The sequence below is a fragment of the Ramlibacter albus genome (assembly GCF_014297445.1).
Taxonomy (GTDB): Bacteria; Pseudomonadota; Gammaproteobacteria; order Burkholderiales; family Burkholderiaceae_C; genus Ramlibacter; species Ramlibacter albus.
Genome location: NZ_JACORU010000003.1, coordinates 228,149 through 240,379 on the forward strand (window position 1 = coordinate 228,149; position 12,231 = coordinate 240,379).

The 12,231-nt window shown below is 69.1% G+C and carries 14 protein-coding genes; 8 read left to right on the plus strand and 6 right to left on the minus strand.

All coding sequences use genetic code 11. The features are described from left to right. Window positions 1-5: 5 nt before the first annotated feature. A complete protein-coding gene (locus H8R02_RS10460) occupies window positions 6-593 on the minus strand; it encodes a 5-formyltetrahydrofolate cyclo-ligase (RefSeq protein WP_187081340.1) in 588 nt (195 codons plus the stop codon). Between the two features lie 9 nt (window positions 594-602). Here H8R02_RS10460 and H8R02_RS10465 point away from each other — a divergent pair, with 9 nt between their 5' ends. Further along, window positions 603-2,603, plus strand: coding sequence for a lytic transglycosylase domain-containing protein (locus H8R02_RS10465; RefSeq protein WP_187081341.1), 2,001 nt, complete (start codon window positions 603-605; stop codon window positions 2,601-2,603). On the opposite strand, the gene H8R02_RS10470 is transcribed toward H8R02_RS10465, so the two are convergent. Next, the gene (locus H8R02_RS10470) at window positions 2,600-3,751 is read right to left on the minus strand and encodes a PQQ-dependent sugar dehydrogenase (protein WP_187081342.1); all 1,152 of its coding nucleotides are present in this window, start codon (window positions 3,749-3,751) and stop codon (window positions 2,600-2,602) included. The two genes, H8R02_RS10465 and H8R02_RS10470, sit on opposite strands and share 4 nt — an antisense overlap. Window positions 3,752-3,859: 108 nt before the next feature. On the opposite strand from H8R02_RS10470, the gene H8R02_RS10475 reads away from it, so the two are divergent. From H8R02_RS10475 to H8R02_RS10485, 3 genes are read left to right on the plus strand one after another with little or no spacing between them, the layout of a single operon-like run. Beyond that, window positions 3,860-4,552, plus strand: a complete 693-nt coding sequence (locus tag H8R02_RS10475) for a glutathione S-transferase family protein (protein WP_187081343.1) — start codon at window positions 3,860-3,862, stop codon at window positions 4,550-4,552. After that, a complete protein-coding gene (gene dapA / locus H8R02_RS10480) occupies window positions 4,549-5,454 on the plus strand; it encodes a 4-hydroxy-tetrahydrodipicolinate synthase (RefSeq protein WP_187081344.1) in 906 nt (301 codons plus the stop codon). Before H8R02_RS10475 ends, dapA begins: the two co-directional genes overlap by 4 nt. A gap of 15 nt (window positions 5,455-5,469) precedes the next feature. Continuing rightward, window positions 5,470-6,570, plus strand: coding sequence for a tRNA nucleotidyltransferase/poly(A) polymerase-related protein (locus H8R02_RS10485; RefSeq protein ID WP_187081345.1), 1,101 nt, complete (start codon window positions 5,470-5,472; stop codon window positions 6,568-6,570). Here the strand turns inward: H8R02_RS10485 and H8R02_RS10490 are convergent. Genes H8R02_RS10490 through H8R02_RS10500 form a run of 3 tightly spaced genes read right to left on the minus strand, consistent with a single transcriptional unit; the run spans window position 6,559 to window position 8,783 of the window. Next, window positions 6,559-7,482: an ROK family protein gene (locus H8R02_RS10490; RefSeq protein WP_187081346.1), complete on the minus strand. Its 924-nt coding sequence runs from the start codon at window positions 7,480-7,482 to the stop codon at window positions 6,559-6,561. The genes H8R02_RS10485 and H8R02_RS10490 overlap by 12 nt on opposite strands. Then, a complete protein-coding gene (locus H8R02_RS10495; RefSeq protein ID WP_187081347.1) occupies window positions 7,483-7,677 on the minus strand; it encodes a DUF2905 domain-containing protein in 195 nt (64 codons plus the stop codon). A gap of 17 nt (window positions 7,678-7,694) precedes the next feature. Next, window positions 7,695-8,783 (minus strand): class I SAM-dependent methyltransferase, encoded by a 1,089-nt coding sequence (locus H8R02_RS10500; protein WP_354004899.1) that lies wholly within the window; start codon window positions 8,781-8,783, stop codon window positions 7,695-7,697. Window positions 8,784-8,800: 17 nt separating this feature from the next. Here H8R02_RS10500 and H8R02_RS10505 point away from each other — a divergent pair, with 17 nt between their 5' ends. Next, complete coding sequence (locus H8R02_RS10505; RefSeq protein WP_187081348.1) at window positions 8,801-9,562, plus strand: SDR family oxidoreductase; 762 nt, start codon at window positions 8,801-8,803, stop codon at window positions 9,560-9,562. Window positions 9,563-9,567: 5 nt separating this feature from the next. Continuing rightward, window positions 9,568-9,936 (plus strand): dihydroneopterin aldolase, encoded by a 369-nt coding sequence (locus tag H8R02_RS10510; protein ID WP_187081349.1) that lies wholly within the window; start codon window positions 9,568-9,570, stop codon window positions 9,934-9,936. Window positions 9,937-9,940: 4 nt separating this feature from the next. Here H8R02_RS10510 and H8R02_RS10515 read toward each other — a convergent pair whose 3' ends face one another. Then, window positions 9,941-10,546 carry a DUF1326 domain-containing protein gene (locus H8R02_RS10515; protein WP_187081350.1) on the minus strand — a complete coding sequence of 202 codons (606 nt, stop codon included), beginning with the start codon at window positions 10,544-10,546 and terminating at the stop codon, window positions 9,941-9,943. Window positions 10,547-10,648: 102 nt separating this feature from the next. On the opposite strand from H8R02_RS10515, the gene H8R02_RS10520 reads away from it, so the two are divergent. Beyond that, window positions 10,649-11,407 (plus strand): DUF2182 domain-containing protein, encoded by a 759-nt coding sequence (locus tag H8R02_RS10520; protein ID WP_255429273.1) that lies wholly within the window; start codon window positions 10,649-10,651, stop codon window positions 11,405-11,407. A gap of 10 nt (window positions 11,408-11,417) precedes the next feature. Then, the gene (locus H8R02_RS10525) at window positions 11,418-12,206 is read left to right on the plus strand and encodes a class I SAM-dependent methyltransferase (protein ID WP_187081352.1); all 789 of its coding nucleotides are present in this window, start codon (window positions 11,418-11,420) and stop codon (window positions 12,204-12,206) included. Window positions 12,207-12,231 lie beyond the last annotated feature (25 nt).

Sequence of the window (12,231 nt, forward strand, 5' to 3'; positions counted from 1 at the left end):
GGCCGTCACGAAATGGGCCAGACCACGCCCAGTTCGTTCAGCAGCGCATCGAGCGGTACGTCATGGGGCTCGGGTTCGAGGTCGTCGACGAAGCCGCAGGCATAGCCCAGGCCGACGGTGTAGGGTTTGGGCTGCAGCTCGGCGAGGGTGCGGTCGTAGAAGCCGCCGCCGTAGCCCAGCCGGTAGCCGCCCACGCCGTAGCCCACGCAGGGCACGAACAGCAGGGTGGGCACCACCACTTCGGTGTCCTTCGGCTTGGGGATGCCATAGGCGTCCTCTTCCATCGGGCAGCCGGGGAACCATGCGTGGAACTTCAGTGTCTGATGTTCCTTGTCGACAACAGGCAGCGCGATGCGGCGCATCTGCGGTTCGTCCAGCAGCTCGCCGTCTTCCTTCCAGCGGTGCAGCGCGGGCAGCGGGTCGAACTCGCCCTTGATCGGCCAGTAGGCGCCGATGATGGCGTCGGGGCGGCCCACCAGCCAGATGCGCATCACCTGCTGCAGCATGTCGGCGCGTTTCAATCGGTCGGGCAGCTGCGTGCGGCGCTCGATCAGCTCCTTGCGCAAGGCCCTTTTTTCTTCCGACTTGTCCATAATCATCCGATGCAGTTGAGAACCATTGTGGCATCGTTGGTGCTGTTGCTCGCGGGCGGCTCGCAAGCCCAGACGGTACCGAGGGACGATGTCATCCTCCAGATGAACCAGGCGTTCCGCGCGGGCGACCGCGCGCGCCTCACGCTCCTGCTGCCGCAGGCCCGCGGCCACGCCCTCGAACCCTACGCGGCCTACTGGGAGCTGCGCGCGCGGCTGGACACGGCCGGCGCGGCCGAAGTGCAGGACTTCTTCACGCGTTACCCCGGCACCTACCAGGAGGACCGGCTGCGCAACGACTGGCTGCTGGTGCTGGCCCAGCGCCGCCAATGGGACGCGTTCGCCGACGAGTACACGCGCTTTCGGATGCGCGACGACCGGCAGGTGCGCTGCTACGCCCTGCTGGTGCAGCACCTGCGCGAAGGGCCGAGGGCGCCCGAGACGCTGGCGGAGGACGTGCGCCGCAACTGGTATGCGCAGCGCGAGGCGGACGACGGCTGCACGCTGGCCGCTGCCGAGCTGCTGGCGGACGGCCACGACAGGCGGCGCCTGAACGCTGGCGACATCTGGCGCAAGGCGCGCATCGCCATCGAGGCCAACCGCCCACGCGCGGCTGCCGATGCGGTGCAGATCGTCGCGCCGGACGCGGTCAACTTCGTCGCCGAGCTCAACGCCAACCCCGGGCGCTTCCTCAGCCAGCGTGCGGCCGCGATCTCTCGCACACGGCGCGAGCTGGTGGGGCTGGCCCTCATCAAATACGCCGCGACCGACTTCGAAGCGGCCGCCGGCCAGTTCGACGCGAAGTGGAGCGTGCAGGTCAGCGCCGAGGAGCGCGACTGGATCTGGGGCGTGCTCGGCAAGTACGCGGCGCAGCGGCTGCGGCCGGACGCCATCGACTACTTCACCAAGGTTTCGAAGGACTCCTTCCTCAGCGACGACCTGCTCGCATGGAAAGTACGCGCGGCGCTGCGCGCGAGCCCGCGGCCGAACTGGCATGCGGTGCTGCAAGCCGTCAACGCGATGAGCGACGAGGGCAAAGCCGACCCGACGTGGGCGTACTGGAAGGCGCGCGCGCTGCTCGCGGGCACGCCGAGCGAGAACGCGCGCGCCGAAGCGCAGCGCCTGCTGGAGTCGATCGCCTCGCCGCGCGGCTTCTACGAGCAGCTCGCGCTCGAGGCCCTGGGCCAGAAAATCAACGTCCCGCCCAAGCCCGCGCCGCTCACCGAAACCGAGAAGGAAACCGCCCGCCGCAACCCGGGCCTGAACCGCGCGCTCTATGCGATAGCCATCGGCCTGAGGCCCGAAGGCGTGCGCGAGTGGAACTACACGACCAACCTGCACGCCACGGGCGGCATGAGCGACCGCGAGCTGCTCGCCGCCGCGCAGTACGCGTGCGACCGCGAGGTTTGGGACCGCTGCGTCAACACGAGCGACCGCACGAAGGCCGAGTTCGATTTCGACCAGCGCTACCCGATGCCCTTCCGCGAATCCGTCGTGCGCCGCAGCCGCGAGATCGGCCTCGACCCGGCGTATGTGTACGGGCTGATTCGGCAGGAAAGCCGCTTCATCATGGACGCGCGCTCCAATGTCGGTGCTTCGGGCCTGATGCAGGTGATGCCGGCGACCGCCACGTGGACCGCGAAGAAGATCGGCCTCTCACCCTTCACGCCGTCGATGCTGGTCGACCGCGAGACCAACATCGCCATTGGCACCGGTTACCTCAAGCTCGTGCTCGACGACTTCGCCGGCTCCATGCCCATGGCCGCCGCCGCATACAACGCGGGCCCCGGCCGCCCGCGCGCGTGGCGCAACGGGCCGGTGATGGACGCCGCGGCGTGGGCCGAGAACATCCCGTTCAACGAGACGCGCGACTACGTGAAGAAGGTGCTGGCCAACACCACGGTGTATGCGGCCATGATCACCGGACAGCCGCAGTCGCTGCGCGCGCGCCTGGGCAACACCATCGGCCCGCCGAGTGCCGGCGAGCCGCAGCCCAACCGCGAGATTCCCTAGCGTTCGGGCCCCAGCCGCAGCAGCATGCGGTTGCGGTCGTCGGCGATCCACAACTGGCCCTGGTCATCCTCGGCCCACGCGACAGGCGCGCCGAAACGATTGGGGCCCAAGGTCCACGGCCCGAGCAGAACGACCGGGTTGCCACGCGGCAGCCCGCGCGCATCGACCGCGTAGCGCACGATGCGCCGGCCCGCGGTGCGATACCCGTGCCAGCCGACCACCAGCCCGTCGCTGCCGTACGCCATGTGCAGGGGCGCGGAATGCGCGGGCATCGTCAATACGGGGGCTTTCGTTGCCCGGCAGGCCGCGGCGTCGAACCCCGGCAACGTTTTGCGGTTCTCCACGCAGCCGGGCCAGCCGTAGTGGCCGCCCTCTTCCAGCCGGTTGATCTCCTCGGCCGGGAAGCGCTCGGTGGAGCCGCTGTCGATGTTGTTCTCGCCTTGCAGCACCGTGCCCGTGGCGTGCACGGCCAGTGCGGTGGAGTTGCGCAGGCCGAGCGCGAACACCTTGAGCTCGGTGATGCGCCCCGCATCGAAATCGATGCGCGCCTTGTACACCGCCGCCTGTGGGCGATCGCCCGTCATCTCGGGGCAGGCGGGCAGCCCGCCCTGCACGCTGCGCTGGTCCGCGCAGTCGTCGCTCGCCGCGCCCACGCCGATGTACAGCGTGCCGTCGGTCGCGAATGCGATCTGCTTGAGCGGGTGGCGCCCCTCGGCGGGCAGGTCCTGCACCACCGGCTGCAGCGGCCCGCGCGTGCCGTCGTGGTGCCACTCCAGCCGCGAGATGCGCGTCGCCTCGGCGATGTAGAAGCGGCGGTCCGGGCCGCGGCGCAGCCCGTGAGGGCGATCCAGCTGGCGCAACACTTCGGCGATGCGCACCTGCCCCGTCTTGCCGTCAATCCGAACGTGCAGCAGCCGGCCGCGGCGCGGCTCCCAGCTGCCCATGTCGGCGACGAGCAGGTGGTCGGTGCCAGCTTCGCGCCCCACCCAGAGCACGGTGCGCGGCATGCGCAGCCCCTGCTTCGCGTCGGCCACGACGCCGGCGCACCAGCCGCTACGCGCCGGCGCTTCGAGCCGCTGGAACGGGCCGCACGGCGCCGCCCATGCGGCGGGGGCAATGAGAAGGAGGCAGGCAGCCGCGAAACGCATCCCCGCATTCTGGGCCCACGGCCGAGCATCAATTCGCGAGCGTTTTTTCATCAATGGCGCCCCACGGCACGGCTAGCATCCGCCACACTTGAACCACGGAGCCGCGCCATGCTCAGCCTCTACGTCGCCAACAAGAACTACTCGTCCTGGTCCATGCGGCCATGGGTGCTGCTCAAACAGGCGGGCATCCCGTTCCAGGAAGTGAAGGTGCGCTTCGACCCGTTCGACCTGCCGGATGCCGACTCGCAGTTCAAGCAACGCCTCGCCGAGGTGACGCCCGCAGGCCGCGTGCCCGTCCTCGTCGACGACGGCTTTGCCGTGTGGGACTCGCTCGCGATCGTCGAGTACGTGCACGAGAAATTCCCCGACCGAAACATCTGGCCGAGCGACCCGCAGGCACGTGCGCGCGCCCGCACCGTCTGTGCCGAGATGCACGCGGGTTTCTCCGCGCTGCGCAGCCACTGCCCGATGAACATCGAAGCCTCGCTGCCGCAGATCGGCGCGCTGACGTGGCGCGACCAGCCGGCCGTGCGCAAGGACGTGCAGCGCATCATCGCGATGTGGTCCGGGCTGCTGGAGCAGTACAAGGGGCCGATGCTGTTCGGCGAATTCAGCGCGGCCGACGCGTACTTCGCGCCGGTGTGCTTGCGCATCAAGAACTACGGCCTGCCCGTGCCCGGCCACGTCACCGACTACATCCGCCGCGTGTGCGCGCTCTCGGGCGTGAAGGCCTGGGTGGAGGATGCGCTGGCCGAAAAGGATTTTCTTGACTTCGAAGAACCTTACCGAACTTCACGATGAACGAACAGCTGCGCCGCCCCCGCCATTTCGGTCGCGTCATGAGCGCGATGGTCACGCCCTTCGACAGGCAAGGGAAACTGGACCTCGACGCGGCCCGGAAACTGGCGAAATGGCTGGAGCAGCATGGCAATGACGGGCTCGTGATCGCCGGAACCACCGGCGAGTCGGCGACGCTCGGCGACGACGAGAAGTGCGACCTCGTTCGCGCGGTTGCGGAGGCGGTGACCGTGCCCGTGATCGCGGGCATGGGCACCAACGACACGGCGCACAGCATCGATCTCACGCGGCGTGCCAAGGAGCTCGGCGCGGCCGGCGTGTTGCTGGTGGGGCCTTACTACAACCGCCCGCCGCAGGCCGGCATCGAAGCGCATTTCCGCGCAATCGCGCAGGCGACGCCGCTGCCGTGCATCCTCTACGACGTGCCGGGGCGCACCGGCCGCCGCATCGACGAGGGCGTGCTGCTGCGGCTTTTCCGCGATGTGCCGAATATCGTCGGCTTCAAGGATGCCACCGGCGACCCGCCTTCGGCAGCGGCGCTGGTCGCGCAGGCCGGCGACCGCTTCGACCTCTATTCCGGCGACGACGCGCAGACGCTGCCGCTCATGGCCGTGGGCGGCGTCGGCGTCATCAGCACCACCGCGCACTGGACGGGGCCGTGGTTCCAGCGCATGTTCGATGCGTTCTCGGAGGGCAAAGTCGCCGAGGCGCGGCGCATCAACGCGCAGCTGATCCCCTCGTACCAGTTCGTCAACTGCGACACCTGCGTGTTCTCGATGTCGGTGAAGGCGATGATGCGCACGCTCGGGCTCGAGGTCGGCGAATGCCGCCTGCCGTTGCCGCCCACGCCCGAAGGCGTGGAAGCGCAGGCGCGCGACGTCTGGAAGGCCCTCTCCGCGCCCTGATTACACTGTCGCGCCATGCAGACCTACATGGTTGGTGGCGCAGTCAGGGATGCCCTGCTCGGGTTGCCGGTGAACGACCACGACTGGGTCGTCGTGGGCGCGACGCCGCAGGAGATGATCCTCGCGGGCTACCTGCCGGTGGGCAAGGACTTTCCCGTCTTCCTGCATCCGCAGACCCGCGAGGAATATGCGCTGGCCCGCACCGAACGCAAGACGGCGCGCGGCTACCACGGCTTCCAGTTCCACGCCGAGCCCGACGTCACGCTGGAGCAGGACCTCGCGCGGCGCGACCTCACGATCAACGCCATCGCCCAGGGCGAGGACGGCGTGCTGGTCGACCCCTTCCACGGCCGTGCCGACTTGAAGAAGAAGGTGCTGCGGCACGTCACGGATGCCTTCCGCGAAGACCCGGTCCGCATCCTGCGCGTTGCCCGCTTCGCGGCGCGCTTCCACGACTTCACCATCGCACCGGAGACGCTGGCGCTGATGCGCGAGATGGTGGACAACGGCGAAGTCGATGCGCTGGTGGCCGAGCGGGTCTGGCAGGAGCTCGCGCGCGGATTGATGGAGCGCCACCCGTCGCGCATGTTCGCGGCACTGCGCGATTGCGGCGCACTGGAGCGATTGCTCGCCGAGGTCGCCGCTCGCTGGCGCCCGCGGCTCGCCCAGCAGGTGGACCGGTCGGCCGAACGCGGCACGGCCCTGCCCGTGCGCTTCGCCTGCCTCGTGCACGGCGTGCCGCAGCACGACCTGCGCGCTCTCTGCGAGCGCTTGCGCGTTCCCAACGAGTGCCGCGAGCTCGGCGAGGTGGTCGCGCGCGAACACGCGCACGTGCTGGCAGGCGGCAAGTCGGCGGCGCCCGAGGTGCTCAAACTCCTGGAGCGGTGCGATGCGATCCGCAAGCCGCAACGCTTCGGCGAAGTGCTGGCGGCCTGTGAATGCATCGAGCCGGGCTTCGATCGCTCGCGCCTCGAGCGCGCCCTTGCCGCCGCGCTCGCGGTGCCGACGCACGAAATCGCCGCCGAGGCGCAGCGGCAGGGCGTCAAAGGCCCGGGCATCGGCGAGCGGGTGCACCACGCGCGTGAAGCGGCGGTGGCACGTGCGCTAGACGAGTAGCGCGAGCGCGGCGTAGTCGCCCACGCGGTCCTGCAAGCCCGCGGGCACCAGCTCCGAGCCTTCGGTGAGCGCCGGAAAGCGGCTGTGCACCTCGTGCGACAGCATCGGCAGCACGTAGTCGCGGTTGTGCCAGAACACGCTGCCGCCGAGGCTGATGCGCTGCAGGTCGAGCGTGGCGACGAGGTTGTACATCGCGCGCCCCATCACGCGGCACAGCTCGCGCACCGTCGCTTCGGCGGCGGCATCGCCCGCCTTGGCACGCTGCATCAGCGTGGCCGCGTCCGCACCGAAGCGCCGCGCGACCGCGTTGCCCGCGACAAGCGCTTCGACATCGCCGACATTGCCGCAGCCGCACAACGCATCGCTGTTGTCGCTGACGAACATGTGGCCGGCATGGCCCGCATTGCCGTTCTTGCCGCGCAGCACGCGCCCGTCGACGCACAGACCCACGCCCACGCCCGTGCTCCACGTGACGTACGCGCAGTGCTCGTAACCCTGCAGCGCGCCCCAGCGGCGCTCGGCCTCGAGGGCGGCGACGCAATCGTTCTCGACACGAACCTCGTCGAAGCGCTGCCGCAGCGGCGCTTCGAGCAATGCCGTCATCCAGCTGTTCGGCAAGCCACGCTCCGGCCCCGCCAAGCCGCCGCAGATGTTCGGCGCGGCCAGCTCGACCAGGCCCCCGCGAAGCACGAACGGCCCTGCCGATGACACGCCGGCGCGCCGCACGGTCGAGGGCTCGATGCCCGCCTCGCGGCACGCCTCGTCCACCATGCGGATCACCTGCCGCGCGAGCGCGTCGTTGCTGCCTTCCTTGGCGGTGGGTTCGGCGCGCCGCGCAACGAGGTCCAGCCCCGCGCCGGTGTTGAGGCTGACGGCCACCTTGGTGCCGCCGATGTCGATGCAGGCCTTCATTCAGAGGTATTTGGCGATGATGCTGGCGACGATGGATAGCAGGATCGTCGTCGTCAACGGCACGAAGATCTCGCGCCCGAAGAGCTTGAACCGCAGGTCGCCCGGCAGCTTGCCGAAACCCAGCTTCTGCAGCAGCGGGCTGAACCAGCTGATGAGCACCAGCGCAAGGAAGATGACGATGATCCAGCGAATCATTGTGGCGGCTTTCGGCGTCAGAGTGTGTGGGTGCGGTCGCCTTCGCGGAAACCGGTTGCGTCCCAGTACGCGCCCTTGTGCAGCGCGAGCACCTTGAAGAGCTCGCCCATCTCGTGCTCGGCGATGAGGCGCTGCGCGGCCACCTGCTCCTTCGTGGGCGACGCAGCCATCGCTTGGACGATGCCGCAATTGACGAGGAAGCGCCCCTGGCTCGTGTAGCCGAGTGTCGCAAGCCCCGCCTCCTGCGCGGCCACCGCGATGCCGGTGAAGTCGACATGCGCCGTGATGTCCTTCTGCCCGATGTCGGCAAGCGGGTCCGTGTCCGCCATGTGGGCGCGGTGGCACATCAGCGTGCCCATGTGGCGTTGCGGGTGGTAGTACTCGGCTTCCGGGAACCCGTAGTCGATGAAGAACGCGGCGCCGCGCGCGAGCCGGTCGGCGAGCGTGCGGATGAAAGCGAGCGCATGCGGATGGGTCTCGGTGAGGTAGTCGTGCTCACCGGCGATCTCCACGGGCGGGCGCAGCTCGGTGGGGCGGTCGGACCAGGCGAGGCCCAGGTCCACGCCGCGCTCGTGCCACGTGCCGCCCTTGCGGACGAGCAGCTTCACCGGCATCGCGTCGAGCACCTCGTTGCCGACGACGACGCCTTCGAAACTGTCAGGCAGCTCCGCCACCCACTCCACGCGGTCCGCGTAGGGCGCCAGCAGCTGCTGCTGCCGCTCGCGCAGGCTCGCGGACAGCTCGACGATGACGTAGCGGCTCACGCGATCGCCCAGCGCGCCGAGCAGCTGGTGCGCCAGCGCGCCGGTGCCGGCGCCGAACTCCCAGACCTCGCTCTTTCCCGTGCGCTCCAGCGCCTCGCCGACCTGCACGGCCAACGTGGCACCGAACAGCGGCGACATCTCCGGGGCCGTCACGAAGTCGCTGCCCTGCTGCGGCATCGCCCCGAACTTGCGCGAGGCATTCGCGTAGTAGCCGAGCCCCGGCGCGTAGAGCACCAAGGCCATGAAGCGGTCGAACGGCAGCCAGCCGCCCGCGCGCTCCACCTGCTGCCTCACGAGCGAGCGCAGCGCGCTCGTTACACTGGATGTCCCTGCTTCGTTCACCGCCCGATTGTCCGCCAATGACGAACCGCACCGTGCTGGTCACCGGAAGCGCACGCCGCCTCGGGCGCGAGATCGCGCTGTCGCTGGCGCAGGCGGGATGGCAGGTGGCCGTGCACTACCGCGGCTCGGTAGAGGAAGCTCATGCGGCCGTCGCGGAGTGCGCGCGCCTTGCGCCGAAGCTGAAGTTCGAGGCGTTCCAGGCCGACCTCGGCGACGAAGCCGCGACACGCGTGCTCGTGCCGCGCGTGGTAGCCGCGTTCGGGTCGCTCGACGCCGTGGTCAACAACGCATCGCTCTTCGAGCACGACACCGCCTCTTCATTCCGCTACGACACGTTGCAGTCGCACCTGCTCACCAACACCGGCGCGCCGATCGTGCTCTCGCAGGCGCTGCACGAGCACGTGCGCTCGCGTGGCGGCACCGGCGCCGTGGTGAACCTGCTCGACCAGAAGCTGTGGAACCCCAACCCGGATTTCCTGAGCTACACGCTCTCGAAAGCCGCACTCGAGGCCGCGAACACCTCGCTCGCATTGGCGCTGGCGCCCGAGCTGCGAGTCGTCGGCGTGGCACCGGGCCTCACGCTCACCAGCCACATGCTGTCGCAGGAAAAGTTCGAGCAGCTGCACAAGCTCAGCCCGCTCGGCCGCTCGTCCACGCCGCAGGACGTGGTGCATGCCGTGCGCTTCGCGCTGGAGAACGGCTCGATCACGGGTACGACGCTGCTCGTGGATGGCGGGCAGCACCTCCAGCGGTTCGACCGCGATTTCTCGCTCATGTGAACACGATGGCAAAAGCCGGCACCCAGACCCTATCGCTCACCGGCCTGCGCTTCGAGGCCAACCTCGGCATCCTCGACGAGGAGAAGGACAAGCCGCAGCCCATCCTGGTGGACGCCGAGCTCAACCTCGGCACGCAGCCGCTGCTGCCGCACGACGACGACATCATGCACGTACTGGACTACCGCAAGGTGCGCCGCATCATCATCGAGGAATGCACGGCCGAGCATGTGAACCTGCTGGAGACGCTGATCGGCAAGGTGTGCAACCGCCTCATGCAGCTGCCCGGCGTGCTCGGCGTGCGCGTGCGCATCGTCAAGCTGGAGATCTTCAAGGACTGCGAGGTCGCGATCCGGATGGAAAGCGGCCTCTGGTGAGGCGTCAGCCCGACCAGGCGAACGCCGAGTAGTGCGCGTTGCGCGTGCCGCTGGTGTCGTCCCAGTCGATGCCGAACACGTGCATGTGGCTGTCCACCGCCTTGGCCAGCGCGATGCGCGAGCTGACCGGGTGCGAAACGCTGTCCAGTGCGATCGGCTTGCCCTCCATGTTGAGCACGCCGGTGCACTTCTGGTCAACGGACTTGCCGGCCTTGACTGTCCAGGTCTCGCCGTCGCGCTCGAAGGCGACCTTGGCTCGCTCGACACCCGCGAACTTGCCGATCAGCGGCGCCAGCGCCGCCATCGGCCCGCCGGCCTGGCCGCTGGCGATGGCGGTCACCGCCTGCGCCTGTTCGTCGGACGCACCTGAGTCGACGATGAGGCCCACGGTCATGTTGCCCGCACCCATGGGGCCGTTCGACTGCATCACGGCGATGAAGTTGACGCCGTCGAGCGCCACGCCGTCCTTGCTGCCCTTGTCGATGTGCATGCCGATCGCCACCTTGCAGTCGCCTTCGGTGGGTTTGCCCTGGAGGTTGGTGACGATGCACGGGCACAGGAACTCGCAGTTGCAGGTTTCCATGTAGCTGCCGGAGATCTGCCAGGCCATGGGGGTCCTCCTCGCGGGGTAAGAACCCTTCAGAATAGGCGACGGCCGCCGGAGTTCAAGCCCGTTGACATGCCAAGGCAATGCGCGGATCGTTGCCATGCCATGCAACGAAGCGCGCCGACACTCGCCAGTGCCGCCTGGCTGCTCGCCGCCAGCATCGCATTCTGGGCGCTGCTCGCGTGGATGGCGTTCGACATGGGCCACCCGCTGGTGCAGCTCACCATGCCCGGGGGCCCGGACTGGCATGCCGACAACATCGCCGCCATCTTCGCGATGTGGGCGGTGATGATGGCCGCGATGATGCTGCCCTCGGCGCTGCCGATGATCCTGACGTTCGTGCGGCTGAACGTGCAGCAGGGCGAGCCGGGGCGGGCGCGCCTCTTCGTGGTGGCGTACCTGCTGGTGTGGTCGGCGTTCAGCGGTGCCGCCACCGCGCTCCAGTGGGCCCTGCAGCGGGCCGACTGGGTCGACCCGATGATCGTGAGCACTTCGCCCGCCCTCAGCGCTTCGCTGCTGCTGATCGCCGGCGCCTACCAGTTCTCGCCGCTCAAGCGCGTGTGCCTTTCGCATTGCCGCACGCCGGTGGGCTTCCTGCTCGGTGAGTGGCGGCCCGGCCGCGCCGGCGCATTCGCCATGGGCCTGCGCCACGGCGGGCTGTGCACCGGCTGCTGCTGGGCGCTGATGGCGCTGCTCTTCGTCGGCGGCGTGATGAACATCGCCTGGATCGCGGCGCTCTCCGTCGCTGTCGCCATCGAGAAGATGGCACCGCGCGGCGAGCGCGTGGCGGCGGTGCTCGGGATGCTGCTGCTCGCCGGAGGCGCATGGAAGCTCGTTGCGATGCTGGGAGGGGCTGCCGCCTAGAATCGCGCGCATGCCGAATGACCCGCAGACCGAAGCGCGCCTGAGAGCCGCGAAGTTCGTCGCCCACAACATCCCGCTGGCCCCCGGGTTCAGCACGCGCCCCGGCGAGCCGCTGATCGGCGAGTCGCCGCGCACGCAGGCGATCCACGATGCGCTGCGCCTGTTCATGCCCGGTGGCGTGCAAGGCAAGACCGCGGTGGACCTGGGCTGCCTCGAAGGCGGCCTCACCTACGAGCTCTGGCAAGCGGGGCTGGACGTGCTCGGCGTGGAAGTGCGCGAGGACAACCTCGAGCGCTGCCGGCTCGTGCGCGAGTGGTTCGGCGCGCATGAGCGGATGGATTTCGTGCAGGCCGACGTGCGGCAGTTCCAGCCGGCCCGCGCATTCGACGTGGTGCTCTGCTCCGGCCTGCTGTACCACCTGGACGACCCTGCGGCGTACATCGGCCAGCTGGGCGGCCTCACCGCGCCGGGCGGGCTCCTCTATCTCGACACCCACGTCGCGCCGGAAGACGTGGAGATGGCCGAGTGCGAGTACCGCGACTACCTCTCGCCGCTGAAGACCGGGGAGCGCAACGGGCTGCCGGTGCGCTGGCGCGAGTACGCCGAGGACGTGACGCAGGCCGAGTCCTCGATCGGCAACACCGTTTCCCTGTGGCTGGACGTCGCGTCCCATGTCGACCTGCTGCTGCACGCCGGCTTCGACCGGGTGTTCGAGATGCACGGCTACTTCGGGCCGCGCGAGATGGCGCTGAAGCGGCGGTATGCGCGCCGCTACTGGGTAGCCCTCAAGCACGCCTAGAAACCGGCGGAATGGGAGAATCGAG